The organism is Metamycoplasma auris 15026, from assembly GCF_000367765.1.
In the GTDB taxonomy this organism is placed as follows: domain Bacteria; phylum Bacillota_I; class Bacilli_A; order Mycoplasmatales; family Metamycoplasmataceae; genus Metamycoplasma; species Metamycoplasma auris_A.
Genome location: NZ_AORI01000005.1, coordinates 36,696 through 57,103 on the forward strand (window position 1 = coordinate 36,696; position 20,408 = coordinate 57,103).

14 protein-coding genes are annotated in these 20,408 nt (G+C 25.4%); 3 read left to right on the plus strand and 11 right to left on the minus strand.

Annotated features, from left to right (window positions below; genetic code table 4):
* Window positions 1–55 precede the first annotated feature (55 nt).
* The 8 genes from MAU_RS00890 to MAU_RS00930 all read right to left on the minus strand — a co-directional run bounded on the left by MAU_RS00890 (window position 56) and on the right by MAU_RS00930 (window position 8,284).
* Window positions 56–532 (minus strand): single-stranded DNA-binding protein, encoded by a 477-nt coding sequence (locus MAU_RS00890; RefSeq protein WP_004423710.1) that lies wholly within the window; start codon window positions 530–532, stop codon window positions 56–58.
* 6 nt (window positions 533–538) lie between these two features.
* Window positions 539–3,214, minus strand: a complete 2,676-nt coding sequence (locus tag MAU_RS00895) for an Mbov_0397 family ICE element conjugal transfer ATPase (protein ID WP_004423713.1) — start codon at window positions 3,212–3,214, stop codon at window positions 539–541.
* On the minus strand, window positions 3,201–4,814 hold the full coding sequence (locus MAU_RS03760) for an Mbov_0396 family ICE element transmembrane protein (RefSeq protein WP_004423717.1): 1,614 nt from the start codon (window positions 4,812–4,814) through the stop codon (window positions 3,201–3,203). Before MAU_RS03760 ends, MAU_RS00895 begins: the two co-directional genes overlap by 14 nt.
* A gap of 39 nt (window positions 4,815–4,853) precedes the next feature.
* Complete coding sequence (locus tag MAU_RS00910; protein WP_004423719.1) at window positions 4,854–5,186, minus strand: Mbov_0395 family pilin-like conjugal transfer protein; 333 nt, start codon at window positions 5,184–5,186, stop codon at window positions 4,854–4,856.
* 69 nt (window positions 5,187–5,255) lie between these two features.
* Entirely contained in the window at window positions 5,256–6,455 is a 1,200-nt protein-coding gene (locus MAU_RS00915; RefSeq protein ID WP_040543811.1) for a hypothetical protein, read from the minus strand.
* On the minus strand, window positions 6,445–7,137 hold the full coding sequence (locus tag MAU_RS00920) for an EcoRI family type II restriction endonuclease (protein WP_004423723.1): 693 nt from the start codon (window positions 7,135–7,137) through the stop codon (window positions 6,445–6,447). The genes MAU_RS00915 and MAU_RS00920 overlap by 11 nt, the downstream gene beginning before the upstream one ends.
* Complete coding sequence (locus MAU_RS00925) at window positions 7,131–7,541, minus strand: hypothetical protein (RefSeq protein ID WP_004423726.1); 411 nt, start codon at window positions 7,539–7,541, stop codon at window positions 7,131–7,133. Before MAU_RS00925 ends, MAU_RS00920 begins: the two co-directional genes overlap by 7 nt.
* 47 nt (window positions 7,542–7,588) lie before the next feature.
* A complete protein-coding gene (locus MAU_RS00930; RefSeq protein ID WP_004423728.1) occupies window positions 7,589–8,284 on the minus strand; it encodes a hypothetical protein in 696 nt (231 codons plus the stop codon).
* A gap of 892 nt (window positions 8,285–9,176) precedes the next feature.
* Here MAU_RS00930 and MAU_RS00935 point away from each other — a divergent pair.
* Complete coding sequence (locus tag MAU_RS00935) at window positions 9,177–13,574, plus strand: hypothetical protein (RefSeq protein ID WP_004423731.1); 4,398 nt, start codon at window positions 9,177–9,179, stop codon at window positions 13,572–13,574.
* Window positions 13,575–13,599: 25 nt separating this feature from the next.
* On the opposite strand, the gene MAU_RS00940 is transcribed toward MAU_RS00935, so the two are convergent.
* Both MAU_RS00940 and MAU_RS00950 read right to left on the minus strand, forming a co-directional pair.
* Window positions 13,600–14,196: an Mbov_0392 family ICE element protein gene (locus tag MAU_RS00940; protein ID WP_004423734.1), complete on the minus strand. Its 597-nt coding sequence runs from the start codon at window positions 14,194–14,196 to the stop codon at window positions 13,600–13,602.
* 413 nt (window positions 14,197–14,609) lie between these two features.
* Window positions 14,610–14,915 (minus strand): hypothetical protein, encoded by a 306-nt coding sequence (locus MAU_RS00950; RefSeq protein WP_152414843.1) that lies wholly within the window; start codon window positions 14,913–14,915, stop codon window positions 14,610–14,612.
* 34 nt (window positions 14,916–14,949) lie between these two features.
* Here MAU_RS00950 and MAU_RS00955 point away from each other — a divergent pair, with 34 nt between their 5' ends.
* Both MAU_RS00955 and MAU_RS00960 read left to right on the plus strand, forming a co-directional pair.
* Window positions 14,950–18,666, plus strand: a complete 3,717-nt coding sequence (locus MAU_RS00955; RefSeq protein ID WP_040543818.1) for a hypothetical protein — start codon at window positions 14,950–14,952, stop codon at window positions 18,664–18,666.
* 53 nt (window positions 18,667–18,719) lie between these two features.
* Window positions 18,720–19,910, plus strand: coding sequence for an Mbov_0401 family ICE element transposase-like protein (locus tag MAU_RS00960; protein WP_004423741.1), 1,191 nt, complete (start codon window positions 18,720–18,722; stop codon window positions 19,908–19,910).
* Window positions 19,911–19,999: 89 nt separating this feature from the next.
* Here the strand turns inward: MAU_RS00960 and MAU_RS00965 are convergent, their stop codons facing one another.
* Window positions 20,000–20,368: a variable surface lipoprotein gene (locus MAU_RS00965; protein WP_004423744.1), complete on the minus strand. Its 369-nt coding sequence runs from the start codon at window positions 20,366–20,368 to the stop codon at window positions 20,000–20,002.
* Window positions 20,369–20,408 lie beyond the last annotated feature (40 nt).

Here is a 20,408-nt window from a genome sequence, read left to right on the forward strand (position 1 = left end):
TTTAATAGTTATCTCCTTGAAGAATTAAGGGTAATGTTACCCTTTTTATTACATTCTAATAGTGGTCATCTCATGTCAAACCATCATAATCATCATCATAAGATGAAAGGGATTGTTGATTTGGTGATTTATTTGGAGAAACAAAAGCATTATCTAGATTATTTTTAGAGGAAATAGTTACATTTAATGCTCTTCTTTTTTCAATTGTTTCTTTAGTTTCAAGAGGTTCAATAGATTTAACATCAATAAAGTAATGACTTGATGCTTGATTATTGTCATTTTTTTGATTTATATATGTTAATTGTCCTTTAACCAAGACATAGTCTCCCTTATCTAAAAATCTATTAACAAATGATGCAATTGAATTAAATGCAGAGCAGCTAATATAATCTACTTCTCTCATTTTATTATTAAGATTTGGTACATAATCTTTTTTTACTGCTAAACTGAACTTAGAAAATGCTTTACCATTTATAGTTACACCTTCATATGGCTTTGTTGTTAATCGCCCTGTTAAAATTACACTATTCATATATTGCTAACTTAATTGACTTAAGTCTCCTTTTTTAAAGATTGTTTCTTTTTCAAAACCATTGTAATAAAGTTGCATCAAAATCCGGTTGTTACTTCCTATATTCATTAACCCTTCTCCAATGGCAGCACTAGAAATAAAAGTTATTTCTGATTTATTAAGACCACCTCTGTTTTTGTACATTGAATTAACAGCATCTAAGTCTTTTTGGTTTAATCTTAAAATAAGTGAATAATCAATGTTTTCAATGATTGCTTGAGTTTTTGTAGCAATTGTACTATCCTGCGCAAAGTCAGAAGGTTGTTGGGTTGTTAAAATTAGACTTCCATTATATTTCCGAATGGTTTTAACTGTATCAAACAAGAAATCAATAATTGCTTGGTTTTTATTATTGATAAACTTATGTGCTTCATCAACAACAATCAAAATCCGTTTATTATCTTTGTTTAAAACAAAGTTATTAGTGATTTTATTTTGAACAAAGTTAAGGATTAAATACATTGCTGCTTGGGCACTTGGACTTGTTGTATCTTGAATTAGATTATATGTATCAATAACACAGAAATCATCATCAGTGATATTAATATTTGTTATTCCATTATAAAGATTTTGATATTGTCCTGAATCAGCAAAATCATTTCTGAAATTAATTCATAACTCTTTAATTTCTTTATCAAAAAACTCTTTTTCAATGTCATTACCAAAATCATAATGTTCTAGAAGTTTGATTAAGTCATCAAAAATTGGATAATCTTCATTCTTTGCTTTTGAAACATCAAAAGTATCTTCAAAGAAACCTCAGTTTTTGTATAGTTTCTTTAGAACAATGAAAAGTGCTCTAAGTTTGTTATCCGAAAAATCAGGATAAAGAGTTTTAACAAAAACACATACTTTTTTAATGTTGTCAATTACAATTTGATGATTTGTAACTTTTTGGTTACTATCACTAAATTGAGCATTTAATTGCAAAGGATTTAGTGTTGTTTCAAGACCTTTTCCAAGTTCAATTCAAGTTCCATTTAATTTTGGAATTAGATATTTATATTCACGCTGCGGGTCAATTACAATAACACTATCTCCATTCATTAAATAGTTTAAAAATAATTTAGAAGTTGCAGCTGACTTACCAGCGCCAGGAACTCCTCAGAAGAACATTGAGAAGTTAGTTCTATCTTTTGTTTTTTTAAAGATATCAAGAATAATTGGAGAAGAAGTTGTTTTTGAAAAACCTCATAATAAATTATTATTATCATTTAAATCAATATTAATTCAAGGTCAACCCATTACAACATTTCTTGAAAGCATTTCTAAGTTATTATTCATGTAATCCTTAATATCAAAAGTACTATTTAAAAATGCTAATCTTTGTAAATACAAATTAGGATTTAGGTTTGCTTGAATTGTAGCTGCATTATTTTTATTAATGTTTTCAATTTCTCTTAATTCTTTTGCACTTGATGCTTTGTTGATAAGAATTAAATTAGAGTTAAACAAGTTCATATTTTCAATATTTATAGATTGAGTTATTTCTGCTAAAACTTCATTTGCTAAAGCATTTTTGTTTCTTGCAAAATTAGATTTTTCATCATTATTGTTAAGTTCAATCTTTTCCATTGTTTTATCTAAGATACTTTGCTTTTCTTTTAAAGTTAATGGAGTTAGATTTCAAATAACAGAAGATGGTGAATTAAAGATTACATTTGCTCATCCTTCAGCAATTTGATAAGTATTAAAATCATTAATTGTTTGGTAGGAAAGAAATGTCTTATCAACTTTGATTTTATCTTTAAAAAAGATAACTTTTTTAGGAGATAAAAGGTCAACTAAAGTTGATTTTTGCGAGTTAGATTTCATACTTTGTGCTGATAAATATTGTTCTTGTTTAATTTCATCTAATTCAACATTAAACTGGAAGTTTAGGAAGTCTATTAAAGAAGCATTTTGTAACAAATTAAGTTTTAAGGGAGTTGAAGCAAAAAGGGATTGTATTCTAGAAACATTGTTTTTAAGGTCAGAGATTCTTCCTGATTTAATTACTAAATAATAACTATCTATATTTTCAGTAATATCAAGAGTGCTTAGGTCATGTAAATTATTAACAAAATATTCATTTCTAACTTCTCAATCAACTTTGGTTTCCTTTGAAACCTTCTCTCTAATGTATTCATAATTTGCTTCAAGATTTGAAGATTTTGGTATTTTAACAAAAGAAATTGGAAAATCTATGTTATCCAAAGCATTAATAACTGTTTGGTAATAACTCATTTTATCATCAATTTCATTTGAATATACGTCATATCCTTTGAAGGATAGAACCGAGAAATAACTTCCATCATTAACCTTAACAATTGAACCATTTGTTATCTCTTTATAAGCAACTAATAATTTTGGTGATTGAGAACCTAGGAGATATTTTTTAGGTTTTAGATGAAATCTAAAGAACCTAATTAGAAACACATAATATTTACAATTATGCTTTTTATTTGGCAAAACTACCCAAAAAGTTGACCCAAAAACACCAGCAGCTATTGCTATTCGAGCAATTAAGGGAAGATTTTTGGAAGTAAGAAATCCCAAAACAAATGATAGTCCTGCAAAAAGAATTATTAATACCATATCAATTAAAGATATGTTTCTAAATATTTGAAGTCTAACATCACTTAGTTTCTTATTTTGTAACATTATTTACTCCTTTGGCAAGATTAAGTTTCTTTTGTTCTGTTTTTATTTTCTTTTGATTTTCTTCTAGCTGCTTAATGGCATTTTCTGTTGCTTTTTGTTTGTTAATTGCCTCTTTTAATTCATTAATTGTTTCTTCAGAAGCAGTGCCTTTTTTATATTCCTTAGAGTTTTGGATGCTATTGATTTTTTGTTGATTGAAATGTTTAGAAATAAATAATTCAGTTTCTAAAGAACCCTTAGAATTAACTTTTGATAAGTCAATGCCACTGTTTTTGATATTGTCAACAATTTCTTGTTGTTTTTGGGGATTAAACATAACATCAGATTTACCTAATAGATTTTTAGCAACTTTTTTATCAACTCCTTTAGAAGTTAAGGCAGATATGTTTTGTGACCTTTTTCTAAGTCCATGAATTACACCAACTCCTGCAACTAATGAACCAATACCACCAGTTGCTAAGGTAGCACCAAGTTTACCTTGTTTAACAGCACTAAGTGCTGAAGTACCTTTGGCAACTGAGGATTTAATCGATTTAATTGCTGAAAAGGAACCAAATCCAAAGTATCCATCAATTTTTGAACCAATTGCTTTAAATCCATAAGTAGTACCTAGAGCTGCAAATGGATAAATTAATGATGAAGTAAATCCTAAAAGACTTTCCGAGAATATGTTGTTATTATTTAGTGCCACTCCATTTATTACATAATCAAAAATTAATTTAAGAATAACTGAATATAACATAATCATCAATACCTTAATAACAACTAAAAATGTTGTTTTAAAGTAAGAGTTTTTTCAGTTTTTTAATTTCCTTCCATCATCTGAAATTGATGAAATTGCAACAACAGGAGAGGATAAAAATAAGAAATATTGGTAAAGAGTGAGTTTAAATAAGTCAACTGATATTCCAACAAAGAAAGAAAGAAGGATAATTGCCATTATAAGACCATTGACCATTTGAAATAGCAATCCTAGAGCATTAGTTGTTCAAATAGAAGCTATATAATAGTCAAATGGAGGAGCACTATATCACCCTAAATATGACTGAAAATTATTAAAGTTATTTACTACTCAAGAAGCATTTCCATTTATTGAAAGGAAGATGCTTTGGAGAGGAGTAAGTTTTGTGTTTGTTGCAATAGAAGGAACTAAAAACGAACTAGATAATAAATCAATAACTAAAGATAATCCTAGATTAACACATAAGAACAAAATCGGAATACCTACAATAATAAATATTGCTGGTAAGGATTTTTTCATTGCTATTTTTAGTGGCATTTTGTCTTCAGTTTTATTAGTTGATGTTGCATGTTTAATTAAGATTACTGAAAAAATAAAGACAAGCATCAACATTGAAAAGATAGCAATTGAGATAAAAAAGGTTGGTAAGTCTTTAATTGATATTGATTTTGTGTTGGAAATAGATTTACCAAAAATCAAATAGTTTGTTAAATCAACTGAAAGAAACTTAGTAAAAGAAAACAATCCCTCTAAAAGTGACCAAAAGGCGGTGACTGAAAGAAATCAAATACCAAAGAAAACTCAATATAAAATTGGACTAAAAAGCGTAAGTATTACTCGACTCACAATTGAAACCATTAAATCTCCTTTTTATTACTTAAATAAGGTTTTTTTATGTTAGGCAGATGGAGTTGACATGATACCAGTAACTTTTCCAATAGTTAACATTACCCCACTAAACAATGCTAAAATTGCAAATCCTACTAAAAAAGCAATTAAAATGTTTTTCATTCGTTTTTTAGCAACAGCTGCTGCTTCAGAATCTCCAGATTTTAATTTAAATTGAGCTGAAATTGCAGCAAAGATACATGAAATTGCTAAAATTGCAACGATAATTCCGATGATGATGCTACCAATTTTAAATACTTGGTCAAAAATTGGAGTTGCCAGTTTTTTAATGGTCTCTGATGCTGTGTTTGCTTCGGTTGCTTCTGCTAAGAATGTAGTCATATATGACTCCTTTCATTTAGTTTCTTTAAATAATTAAATTAGGTGTTTAAGTCTTAAAATTGAAAAACTTTATTTAAGATTTAGATAATGATTTAAATATTTACTTATTTTTTCTTGGTTTTCGTTTGGGTTTTTTGTAAATGAAGGATGATAAAAGGTTATATTTGAATTGGAATCAAGTTTTTCATAAAGATATTTTGGGAACCATTCATTTTGCTTTTCAAATGTTTTTTCAAAAAAGTTATTATCTGAATAAATACTTAATATCGGATTAAGAATAATATCCATTAGCATTAGAGTATCATTGAAAAATAATGCTTTACTTACTTCTTTTGTATTAATAGGAGAAAAGAAAATATTTGAAATTTCCATAGTTTTTTCTTCTTCTCATTGAGAAAAACTACTATTTTCTAAAGAAAAAATGAAACTTAAGGATTTTTTGATTTCTTCAAAATTAAGATTTGTTTTTAAAAAATCTTTAATTTCTTTCAAAGGTTGATTAAAAACTTCTTTGTTTTTTAAAATTAACAAATTAAGAGATGCAAATAATTCTAAAAAATTAATTTGTTCTTTAATTGTTTGTAATAAAGAAGAAATTGGATATAAGAAGTTTGTTAACAATAATGCTTCAGCTGATTGCAACTTTATAGCTTCTTTTTCATTATCTTTTAAAGAAGATAAATCCCCTTCTTTTATTCTTGACAAGGGAAAATATTGATAAGAAGGTCAATATTTATTCTTAAATCAAAAAATATAATCTTCATCTAGGTTATATCAATTAGGTTTTTTAAGGTTCTTTAAAAGTTCTTCATTTTCAATTAAGCTCTTAAATGCTTTTTCTTCTTCATTTAGAGTCTTATTTGTATACAGCAAATGTTTATATACTTTTATTTTTTGAATAAAGTCTTCAAGATTTTTTGTTTTAGTTTCTATATTATGTTTTTTATGATACAAAATAGAAAATAAAACTCAATTTAATTTTCTTGCTACTTTTATTAAGTCTTCATTATCCTTTGTTTTAGGATACAAAAGTTCATATTGTTCTTTTTTAATTAATTCAAATGTTAGATTTAAAGTATTTTTATCATCCAAAAATCATTTATTGGTATTTGAAATTGAGTTTGTTTCATTAATTTTAAAAGGATTATTTGAAAACTCCCAAGGTTTAATTGTATTGATAGGATTACCTTGCCCAGGAGCATTACAAGATACTAAAGGAAGTGTTATTGTAGGAAAAAGAAATCCTACAAGAAGTCTTTTAGATTTCAAAGTTGTACTTTGAAGCAAAAAACATTAAAGAACGTTTTGCTATTTCATAACATATTTTAAACATATCAGAAACACTTCAATTACCTTCCTTATAAAAGTAACTTCCAGGAGAAACAAAAGTATGATTAAACAAGTTAATTTGGTTTAATGGAGCAAATTGGGCAATTGTTGATAATCTATCAATTATTGTTGATTGGTTACTAAAGTCTTTGCCAGCACAAAATACTACAAATGGCATTATTTGGTCTTTTGCCAAAAAACTTCTTATAGCAATTACATTTTTACCAAGTCGCTCAATTGCATTACCTTTTGCCAAACTATTAGACCCTTGAGTTTTTATTTCAGAAATTAAAATAGGATATTTTTTGGTTTTATTATTTGGGTCAATTACAAATAATATTCCTCCATCAGGACTTATGAAAGTAGATTCAAAGTTAGAACTAAAGGATGATGAGTTTTCTAAGGCATTAATTACACAAGCAATTTCTTTTAAAAGCAAGCGAGGTTTTAATTCAAACTCCAAAGTTGGGTATTTATCTATAAGAGTTTTCATTACTAAAGAAATGGTTTCTTTAAGGCTATTTTCTTGTTCATGGGCTACTTGTGTATAGAAGTTTATAGATGTTGATTTAATTTCAATAGGTTCTTTTTGGATATCTAAAGATATATTTTTACCTAGCAAACAAAAAAGTTGTTTTTATCATCTGTAAACTCAGGTTGCAAAACTCTAATGACTTCATATACATTTTTTCTTTCAATTTCTAGCAGAATAGTTAAACTACTAAAATCTTTAGAAACAATTGCTTTTATGATTTCTTTATAATCATTCTTTAATGTCAAGATATTATGAAGGTCATTAAGATTACTTCAAAGTTCAAATTGTTTTAAAGAACAAAATAGTTGTAGTTCTTTATAAGATTTAAAACCTAGTGCTTTTTTCGGACTTATTCAGTAAACATATAACTCCACTTGGTCATTTACTTTGAGATTTGAAATGTCATAGTAAACTTGAATTTGATTTGGAAGAGTTATGATATTTAGACGTTTATCAAGATTTAAGATTTTATCTTTGATAATTATCTCCATGATTTTATCCTACAAAGTTACCGTTTATAAGTGAAACTAATGTTTGTTTACTCATCACTATAGTCAATTCCATCATCAGCATTTTCCCAAAAAGGATTAAAGTCTTTTGGAGAAGAACTATCCTCTTCTTTTGTAGATTGTGGTTCTTGGGCAACAACATTATTTTCTTCTGAAGAAGGACTTGAAGTCATTTCCTTAGATTTATCTAAAGTATTTGAAGGAACTTCCTCTGACGACTTAGGTTTTGGTTGAGGAGGAGTTGTAGAAGGATTTATGACTTCTGGTTTTTTAGTTTCTTGAGGTTTTTCTTTTATTTTTGGTTCCTCTACTTTTTTTGGTTGTTCTTGAGGAACTGGAGTTGACTGTGGATTTGATATTACCAAAGGTAATTGTTGATTTGGGTTTATGGTAATTTGTTGTTTTTGGACAATATCAAATCATTTGTAATGTCTAGGATATGGTTTTGATGACATTCAGTCAGACAAAAACTGGTTTTTTAAAAATGCAAAAGTTATCATTCAAGTTAGTCTAAAGGCAAAAATGGTTACAAATAAACTTAAGAGTAAAGTTTGTAGTTTAGAAACAAAAAAGGTTAAAAAAGTTTTGGTAGGTAGAGAGTTCTTTTTTAGATTAAAAACTAAGTATGCAATACTTAATGCACTAGCAGTGAAAACTAGAAATAGAAGTATTTCTAAACCTACTTTTAAGACTTTGGACTTTTTGGAAATTATTGCAGTTTTCATTTTTTTCCTTTTTAGATTAGTTATTTTGTGTATAGAAAGGAAGATATAATGAAAAAAAGTCAACAAATAAATCTACACATTATATCTTGCTTAATGTGTATATATATGTGTTGTGTAAAGAACTAAGGATTTTTTTGTGTGTGTTTTGGTTTTGTTATTTGTGTTGTGTTTTTTTTAGTTTGGTACTTTAATGATATCGGAAAAAATGGGGGGATGCGCAAAAAAAGCCTAAATCTTTTAGAAAAATGCAGGGCACCCCCCCTTTAAGCATTTCTTTATGTAGAAGAGGGAGGGGTTTTCTTTATTAACCCTTCTTTCTTTTTTCTTTTTATATATTTTTCTTTTATTTCTTTCTTATTAATTTCTTTTAGGGAGAAATATAATTTCTTTAAGAAAGAAATAAAATAAAACTTAGAATTATTAGTATATTTCCTAGTTTATAAGTATACTTAGAATTATTGGAATATAAGTATACTTAAAATTATAAGTATACTTCCTAGTCTATAAGTATACTTATAATTATTAGAATCTTATATTTATAGTTATCTTTTTTTATTTATCTTTAAATTATTAGTATATTTACTAGTAATTAAGTTAACTTATATAAGTATACTTATAACTAAGATTATCTTATATTTATAAGTATATTAAATTATAAGTAAACTTATAATATAAAAGTATCTTAGCAGTTTTCCTGAAGGTTGCAATTTTACTTGAAAAAAATAAAAAAGATAAAAAAACAAAAAAAATTAATGTCTCTCTTTCTATTTTTTATTTTTTAATTTGCAGATTAACTTCTAATTTCCGATATACTTAAGATACCAAACTAAGTAAAATCCGTTTTTTGTAAGCACTTCATTAGCAAGCAATAGTTAATGAAAGGTTTTTGCTTATGAAAAAAAGAAATCTAATAACTTTGTTATCTCTTAGTTTATTTCCACCTTTTTTAGTTAGTGGAACTTTTTCTATTAGAAAAGCTGAAGAAGATAGGCAGGAAGTTAATTTTAAAGATGAAGCTGTGACTAAAAACTATGAGAGATTTAAAAAAACTATAAGTGTAGTTCCTTTTAAGTTTTATGATAATGATTCTGTAATTGAAAATAAGCCTCGCATTATTAGTAAAGAATACAAAATAGATGAAAGTAAAATCAAAGTTTTTGTAGATAAAGAAAAGAAAAACTATGAAGTTGACCTTGGAATATTTGAATATGATTATCCTGTTGATGTGCTAATTCATTATAACTTTGATTTAATCTCAGATGTTCCTAATGTTACATTGGCAACTCTTAAAGAGCAAAATGGAGTTGTTAGAACTGATATTGAACCATCAAAAGAAGAAAAAATCAGTCTCCCTGATTTAGCAGAGGTTATTGATGAAAAAAAGAGCTCTAAAGTTTCTAGATTAAATCTAAGTCCACAACTAAATGAAAAAGAAACTAAAGAATTAAGAAAACAATTAGTTGCTATCAAAAAAGATAAGGCTAAGCTACAAAATAACTTTAGGAAAGCTTTTACTAAGTTTAAAAGTACCTCTTGAGCTTCTAGAACAGAAGAAGAAACAAGAGCCAAAAATGACCTTGAAAATCAAAAAAACCAAATTAAAGAAAAGAAAAATAAGGAGAAAAATCTAGAAAAAGAACTTGATGCTGATAGTATAAAAACATTTGTTCTAAAAACTTCTTGAACAGATGATGCAACTAGAAAAAACTTTACTTTCAAACAAACTTTTAAATTAAGTAGCAACTCCTTTAATTTTCAATCAAGATTCTGAGAAGATGAAAAAGGTTCATATTTTGAAAAACAAACTCTATGATTTGATACTTCAAGATTTCAAGAGCCATTTCCTATAAACATGCCTTTTTTATTGGAACCTAAAAACCAGCAAAATGATAAAAACATAGGGTTTTTTGTTGAATCAATTTATTCAGATAGATTTTATATTCCTGAACTTGATTTTAATAATAATGAATTATATTTTTATGATTTAACAGAAATTAAGGATAATGGATTTGGTAAATACAAATGGCCAGAAAAGAAACCTTATAATCAAACTGAACTTGAGCGGATTTTTAATGAAAGTAGAAATGCAAGATTTATAGGTGCTCTAAAGTCAGTTCTTTTGATTGGAATTAAAAATAAAAAAACAAACCAAACTAAATGAGTATTGTTACAATTGCTACCTCCATTAATTGATGATAACGATAAATCAAATAGATTTTGAAAAAAACTTGATTTTGAATCAATGATTGCTGAAAATAAAAAAGAAATTGAAAGATTGAAAACTCTTATAAAAGATAAAGAGAAACCTGATAATTTAAAGAAAAAGATTGAATATTCAATTAAAAATCTTGAAGAAAAAAATCAATATTTAAATAGAAATCTAGACTTTTTAGATTTATTAAATCCATTTATAGAATACATTAGTGAAATTAATGAAAATGGAACAAATAAACCTAACTATAAAGAACTTGCAAACCTTCTAAGTCAATCTTTATATCGTTTAAAAGACCCAATTTTAGATGCAAATAGAAATCTTGAGATTCATCCAAAATCTTCTTTCTTCCATTTTCTTCAAAAAACAAAACAGATAGCAATTAATGATTTAGCATCTTTAAATTACCATGATATTTATATTCTTTTCCAAGAATATTTAACTCATTTAGCAAATAAATGAACTACTTATTCACCACTAAAAGCTCTAGAAGTTAGCTTTGATTATGAAAAACTAGCAAATACAATTACTTCTTCTTCTTCATTGGAAAAATATAAAAAAGATAATTCTTTATTCTTTAAAGATTTTGTAAAAATAACTTCTAAACAACAAAAAAATATATCTCCTGATGAAGTTTTAAAAACTATAGAAAGTTTAGAGTTAGATTTTAATGAAGCCTCCAAACATCTTATGATTACTTTTAAACAAAAATCTAATTTGAATAAGGAATATCTATTTAGCAACACTGAGTTTACTTTAGATTTAAAAGAAAAAAAGGATATTACATTTGAGTTTTTAAAATCTAAAATAGAAATCAATCAAAAGAAATTAAAAGAAGATATTAAAAGTCTTTCTAGAAATCAATTTATTAAATATGTTGAAAAAAATCCAAACTTTATTATTGAAAATAAAGATAAATATATTGAAAATGTTTCCTTTAGTAAAGAAAATGGTTTTGATGACTTTTTAGAAAAAGAGTTTAAAGAAGCAAAAGTAATTTATGATTGAGAAACTTTTAATTCTTCAAATGGAAAAGATTTAGTTTTTAGAGTTAAATCTGAACATTATGATTTTGGTAGTTTTGAAATTAAAGATTTAGTTTTCTTAGGGGATTTATTCCAAAATGAAAAACCTGATTATTTAGATAATGATAAGAAAGTGTTTGAAATCAATTTATATGATGAATTAAAGAAATATTCTTCTAGTATAATTAACACTTTATCAATTGAAAGTCTTAAAGAAATAATCAAAAAGAAATTAGAAGATTGATTTAAAGAAATCCCTTGATTACAAGAAGTTTCATATAATTTAAGCGATTTTAAATCTAATTTAGAAGATGTTATTCAAGATACAAATATAAAGAAATTAATGTCAAATCAATCTTCTATTAAGCAAAAACAAAGTGATTTTGTTGAAATATCTCTAACATTAGATGCTTCAGCACTAGATGAAAATAAATCTAAAAAAGAACTTTTCTTTAGATTTACTAACATTCAGCCGTTTGATTTTAAATCATTAAAATTGAACGATATTTCTTTAAAAATAGATACTTTATTTTCAACTAACACTAGTGCTTTTGAATATGAAATGTGATATAAAGAAATCATTGCTGAAATAAAGAAAAATATCACATTAGAATTAATAAATCAATTCAAAACTAATAAAGATATTTTTGGAAGCAAAACTACAATAGAAGACTTTTTAAAAACAGACAAGGAAAATAATGAACAATTATTTACCTTTGAGTTTATTCCTAGTTTTTGAATTAAAAAATCAGTAGATTCACTAAATCTTAATGAGGGTGAAAGACAAGAAATCTTAGATAAATACTTAGAATCATTATTCTATGCTTTAAGAAAAATCAACTTAGGAATTAATGTTCCATCTTATTTAAAACAATATTATTTGAATGCAGAAGAGTTTAATATTTCAATCCAAAATAATTCTTCATCTTCAAGAGTAATTGACTTTTCTATTCTTAGAGAAGAAATTAATAAGTCACTTGAAAACAAATATCCAAACTGAAAAGAAAACCTTAATACTAAATACAAGGATGATTTTGATGATATTGCAAAAACTCTAGATGTTCCAATTAAAGAAAATTACAATGATGAATATTTCTTAAATCCTCCAAAGATTACTATCAAAGATATTTTTGCAGACTCAAGTGCTGCATTAAAACAAAAGTTTGATAAGAACCTTTTAGAATTAACAAATAAATTAAGAAATAAGGTCTTTGATAATAGTAACTTCTTAGTTGAATTAGCTAAGTCTACATTTGAATTATATGGTGCTTATATTAATGATGTAATTAAAAATAAAATTAGCAATTACATGAAACTAATAAATCCTTCATATGACAAAAGTTTCTTTGATGTTGATGATTTTATTTCAGCAAATAAAAGTTATGCCTTTGATGCTTATCAGGTGTTTAGTTTTCTTCTTCCAAATGTTGATTTTACAAATCTAAAATCACTCGAAAGTCTTTCTTTAGATAAACTAAAGGATATAAATAAAGAAATTAATATAGTCCCATCTAAAGATGAAGCAGGACAACCTAAATGAGGAATTAATAGTTTCAAAACTACTTTAGATATTAATTTTAATAAAGATACTATTTTTGATTTACTTTGAATGAAATATGTTCTAGATTTAGAAAAATCTTCATTAGGATTTTTTGAACTTCCTAAGGTATTAAAAGACAAAGTATACAAAAAATATGAACTATCTTTAAGTGATGACATTGAAGAAATTATTAATCCAGAAGATAGTCCAGATGATACAAATACTCATAGCAATTCAAATAACAAATCTAATAAAGATAAGACATTTAATGTTAAAGAGCATTTATGATGAATTATTCCTTTAGCTTGAATTGTGCCACTTGGCGCTATCTTGCTTCCAATCTTAATCATTAGATTAAAAAGAAGTAAAAAAGCTTTAGCTGACAGCGAAGTTGAAGTAATTAATAAATCAAAAGAAAATAAAAAGAACTCTAAAAAATCTAAAAACAATGATATTTTAATATCACTTTTAAAACCAAAAAACAATAAAAACACCAAAGAATCTAAGGAATAATTTCTTAGATTTCTTTCGTTATTTTTTAATAAATAATCTTCTCAAAATCAAGAGCTAAAAGTCAATTCTTATATGTATTTTGCAACTCTAACAAACTTAATTCTATTAATGAATGCTTTTCTTTGTTATATCAAACATAAGAATCACTTTTAAAAGTTAAAATCTGAGGTATTAAAATAATTCATTTACTTTTTCAACCATATAGTTTTAAATCTTCATTTATTAAAAACTCTAAATGGTTGTGTGAATATATATTATTTTCATAGCAAAAGTCTTTAATTGAATATCCAATATTTAACACTTCTTCATTTTTTGAATATGTGTATGATATGTTATTTGAGTTAAGTCAAATAAGAAAGTTATAAACGATCTCTAATTTAAAAATAGATATATTTTGACTAAAAAGTTCATCTAAGACTTTTTCTTTTCAGTTGGTATTTAAATTAATAACTATTTTTTGGATTTCTTTTAAATAAAAACAAAAGTCATATAAATATTCTATTTTCTCAGATTCTTTTTTGCTTAAAATAAAAAATCTAAATAGCAAATAAATATCATTGTCATTCATTTGCCGTATTTGATTTAAAAAAATATCTTTTGCTTGTTTAGTTGTAATTCTCATTTATTCTTACTTTCATTAATATCAGATAATAAACTACTTTAATTATAATTATATTATAATTAAGATACCAAACTAAGTTTATTATCTACATATTTATAGCAAATATGTTGTTTTATTGTATTCTCATTTACTTTAGTAATCTTTTTTAAAAAATAGGGGGTATAAACCATAAATAATAATTTTAAAAATAACTCTAATCCAAATAATAACAGTAAAAATAATGAACCTAGAAAATCAAAGCTAAAGAAATTTCTTGCTGCTTTTGGTATTTTTGCAGGTATAGGAATTGTTGGAATTGGTATAAATGAACTAAAAGTTCATATTAGCAATAAAAGCAAGAATAAAATTAACATAAATAACGAAACTAAAAAAACCAATAATTCCAAAATATCTTATTACCATGGCAGACCTGTTTATAGAACCAGATATGATTTCTTTTTACCAAAAAATTGACCAAAAAATAGTAAACCATGAATACCTAGATATCCAACTGATAAAGAAGAACCTTCTTCATCAACGATTACAACTACAACTTCTTTAGACACTACTTCTAATGCTATTTCATCATCCTCAACAATAGATACTAATTCAGATAGATTCTTCCCAACTCCTAAACCAAAACCACAGCCTAAAGAAGAAGCTGAAGACGATGATGAATTAAATCCAAGAAGTTCAACTCCATCTTCTTCCTCTACAACTCCTCCAAGAAACTCTTCCACAGTCAAAAAAGTATTAGTAAATAATACTAATTTGTTGTTTGATTCTAATTTTCTAAAATCATTAGAAAAAGAAATCAAAGAGGAACTTAAAAATCCAAAATCTGAATATGAATTACAAAATAAATTAAGAAGTTTATATGAAAATCTTGATGTTTTACCTATAAATATCTCAAATTACATTGAAAAACTACATGCTGGTGTTGATGCTAACAAACAGGAAACTATAGTCTTTATCAAGAACCCCAAGTTAAGAAGTAATCTTCTTATTTTGATGTATTGAAATCAAATGATTAAAAAGCATTCTATTTTTAAAACTAAAACATTTGATGTTAACAAAATATCATTATTGCTTCCTCATTTCAAAAGAACAAATAACGCAAGTCTTAATCAATATCTAACATTATATACATTTGAAAAAATGGCTAGATATTTATTAGATTCGCTAAAGGAGTTTAGTTCTTATGATGGGGTCTATTCTGATAAAGATGATATTGAAAAAGAAGATTTCTTTAATTCATCTGGATTTTATGATTTCTTTATTGATTTTGTTAAAACATATAAAACCCAATCTGGTTTATTTAAAAAATATATTGACCATTTTACTTTTTACAAAGAAGCAAACAAGGATTGATGATTTCGTACAGTTAGTGATATGTTAAAAAACGGGTATTTCAATGGTGAATTTGAAATACCAAAACTTGACCAATTTTTCAAAGAAATCAATGCATCAGATTATCTAAGTTCCAAAAATAATTTATTTTCCTCTTTAAGTGCATTATCCCATTATATTTTATTGCATTCATTAAACAATAAAGATATTACTACTGAGTTTATTTTTCATGACTTTAAACTTCTTCAATCTACATTTCTTGATTTTTTACCTTGATGAAACTGAAATAATCTTGCTAATTTAGATACTAAATCATTGTTTTATGATTTAGAACTTAAAACTAGAGAAAGTTCTTATAAGGAAGTGAATAAACTAACAAAAACAGAAATAGATAAAATCCTTAACTATCCACCAACAAATCTACCAAAATCACTTCAAGAACCTTTTAATAATCTTTTAAAAGAAATTGCAAGACATTTAAAATATAAAGTAGAACCATCTAACTCAAATAAATGAATTGGTGTTTCACATGCAATGTTACTAGCTAATCTAAAAGACTTAATTTCTAAAGCTAAAAACATTATTAAAATAGCCAATTCAAATGGCAATACTAAACTAAATGAAGATAAAAGAAAAGAAGCTATTGAATTAATCAAACCTGAAGTTGAAGAATGAAATAAATATATTTCTTCAATTAAACCAGTTGTTGAAAGGATAAAGAATAATAAAAATCTTTTAGCAACAATAGAGTTGATTGAAAACTTATATAATAAATTAAATCAAAAATATATAAGCGATATTTCTAAATGGCAACACACTTATAATGAATATATAAGAATTAAAGAAAAATATGATTCGTTAGTAAAATCAATTGATATCTTTAATAAAGCAATTAAAGTTACCAATCTAAAATCTCCAGAAGTCCATTTTCTAATAAATAACTTATATATAACTAAGTTTAATCTTGAAGACAATTATCATAATTTCTTAATCAATGATATTGATTTATATAATTTAAAACCTTCAGCATTAGCATTCTATATTCAAGCGCCTTATAAAGGTCTATTTAAAATTAGCAATATAAAATTAAATCCATCAAATGATGGAACTAAATCAACATTAGACTTTGAAGTTTCATTATCTAATCATCCAACTTTAAAAAATCAATTAATAAAAAGACGTTTCAGTTTAAATGCCTCATCTGAAAAGATTGAAATATACAATAAAATTAAAAAGAAACAAGCAACTATTGATAAATGATTGAATGACCAAAAAATCACAAAAGAAAAAATCAATACTGAATTGCAATTTCTGAAAGAAGACTTTAATAAATATGAATTATATAAGATTAATATTTTTGATAACTCAAAAGATAAATCTTACTATACAAACATATTAAAAGTTATTAGTGATTTTGAAAATACATTTAAAACTAAGTATGCTGAGTATTTAGAAAAACTTAAAAAACAACTAATTGGGCAATTTAATTCACAATATGATAAGTTTATTTCAACTATTGATTCTTTAACTGCCAAGAAATACAAAGATTTAGTCTCAGAATACAAATCAAAAAGTATTCAATATGCAAAAAAAATATACAATGCTTATTCAAAGAAAACTGAATTAATAAAATCAATGTCAATTGCAGACAATGACTTTAAAAAAGTTTCAATTGCTGATATGAAATCTTATGTTAGTATTTTAACTTCATGAAATAAGCAACTAAGAATTGATATTGATGAAATTAATAAACTATTTGACATTTCAGATTTAGATTTAGATATAGTTCTTGCTAATAATTTAACTCATGAAGATTGAATTAGAGCGTTTGCTAAAAAAATACCATTTGAAGTTAAAGAAAATATAGATTTTAGTTTTGAATTAAAAAAATCAGTTCCTGGAATTAAAGGATTTGTTAAGTTTAAAGCAAAGAAAACTAAAAAAATAGTAGGTGAACTTGAAATTGAACTTCCTTTTATAAGAAAAGATATCTCAAAATTAGATTTGCGTTTAAGAATAACAAATAAGACTAAAGAAGAATTGATTATCAAAAGACTTATTCAGGTATTAGGATTTGAAATAAAGAAATATCAAGATTATGAAATATCTATACGAAAAGCAACTAAAAAAGCATCAGGTGAAGTTTGAATTAAAGGTTTTGGTCAAAAAATCTATGGTTCATTATATATTCCTATTACCCAACTTAAACTTGATGATATTTCATCTTTGGAATTAAATCTAGATTTAACAAAAGATATTACTGAAGATATGATTACTGAAGCATTAATTGAAAAACTAAGATTTAAGGTAATAAAAAACAAAGACTTTAGAGTTTCAATAACTCCTGCAACAAAAGAAAATATAGGAATTATAAAAATAACAGCATTAGATACAAAAATAACTGGTGAGTTGTTAATTTATATCCCTAAGAAGAACTTACCAATTGATTTATCAAAACTAAAACTAGACATTGAAAAAGAAATTACTAAATATACTCCAACATCAGAAATTATTGCTTCATTCAATAAAGCATTAGGTTGAAACCCTAGATATGATATTAATTATGGAATACTAACTAGTGAGTCACACTTTAGTTTAGATGGATTTGCAAGAATATTTTCAAAAAATAACAAAATGTTTATTAATTCATTACACTTAGCTTATAATAGACCAAAGCCTATTGATATATCTAAATTAAAATCACAATGAACACTAAGACTAACACAAAATACAGACATAAATGATATGTTAGATGAGTTTATTAATTTATTAAGAACTCCTTATTTTGTTCCAAGAAAAGACATAGATTTTAGTTATTCAACTAGATTTCCAGTTAAACAAAATGACCATGGACAAATTAAGTTTGTAGCAAATCGTTTTAGTGCTCTTCAAGGCGAATTAATTCTTAAAATTGATTTTGTTGAAGAAACTAAAAAACCAATTGAAAAAGATCCAAAACCATCAATTCCTACAATACCAAAGCCTAAAGAAAAGAATGATACAAATCTAAATATTAAAATTATTGCTGGTGTGTTAACTTCACTAGTATTCTTAGGTGTGATAATAGCAATAGCTGCAGTCTTTATAAAAACACATAAAAATCATATTAAGATTGAATTGCAAGAAGAAAATGATGAGTAGGTTTAATTATTATTTAGAATTAGAATATCTAACTAATTTTTTGGAGTTTTTTAATGGGCAATAATATAAGTTCCTATGATAAATCAGTATTGTCATTACTTAAGGAGCAAATTGAACAAGCAGATTTAGACTTTAAACAATCAAAAGAAAGAAAAGAACTACATTTGACTGTTCATTCAAAAGTTACAAGAAAAATTGCTACTACCAATGGGGTAGTAGTTGTTTTGTTAACAAAATATATAAGAAAGATTAAAGGTGAACCTAATAGGATTTATATATTTGATAAGCATACCTTATTACAAAATAAAAGACAATTAGTATCTTCATCTTTTTACAATTCAATTATCAATGATTTCTTAAATGGGTATAGTTATAGGGCAAATGCTAAAAAGCATAATGTTTCCTTAGGTAACATTTGAAGAATTATTAAGTCTTCTGAAGTCAATAAAAACAGTTTGATTGACTACAAGGAAAAACTTGAAAATAATAAACAAAATATAGTTTATATTTCACTTGATGATGCATATCATAGGTTTTATGTTTCTAAAAATAATGTGAGAAAAATCAAGTTTAAATTGATTATTTTTTATATGCTTACTCCTTCAAGAAAAATGATAAATAAAAACCATTTTATTATTCTTCGTGATGATTTAGATAATATCAATTATCCAATTTCAGCACTAGTTGAAAAAATTAAAAGCATAGTTTCCTATTGCTATGGAGATAATATTAAACTAGTTGTCACTGGTGATGGTGCCACTTGAATTAAAAATCTTGCTGTTAGATTAAAAGCAGATTATATTCTTTGTAGGTTTCATTTAAAACAAAAACTAGGAGTAATATTTAATAATTCAAAGGAATTAAAAAACATGCTTGATAAATATTATCAAGATTCAGGCATTAGATTGGATAAGGTAATTAATCGATTTCTTTTTAATAAAAACTATGAAGAACTTATTAAGTTTCTTGAGCAAGGATTAAGTCAACTAAAAGATTATCTTAACCTCTCAAGGTGAAATCATCTTGTTGATTTTTTAAAATATATCAAAAGAAATCTTAAAGGACTTGTAGATGTTCCTATGGATAGTTCTTTATATTTTGGAAATGTTGCAGAAAGTTTTGTATCACACTTAATTAAGAAGAAAATCAAAAGAAACTGAACTATTTATGGAGTGCACTCTATAATGGTATTATTGCTTAAAAACCAGACTGGGATTTATCTAGAAAACTATATTAATTATTAATTTATAAATCTAAAAAACACAAGTTGTTTCATATGCCATAAGCATATTTTTAACTTTTACTTTTTTTAAAAATATTTGTGTTTATTCTCTTAAAAACCCGATATAATGATATTGTAATGATTCTTAACTAGAATCTGCCACTTTATATTGAACACCGTCCCAAATTTATCACGAGGCAATTTATTTTGAAGTTCAGCAAAGTGTAATAGACCTTCTCAAGTTGATTGGTTAAAGGACTTGTCATTAAGAGCTGCACCATCAGTAATCATAATGTATTTGTATGGAAGATTTTTTGCTTCATCGGCTGTAAGTTTTAAATCTTCATTCAATTTAATATTAGCTACTGGTACCTTAGGAGCATTTGGGTGAGTATATTTACTCTTACCACATGAGGCTGCTATCAAAGGTAAAGTTACAACACTTGATAAAACACTAAGTCCTCATAATAATTTTTTCATCTTGATTTATCCTCATTATTATATTGATTGATAGATAGAA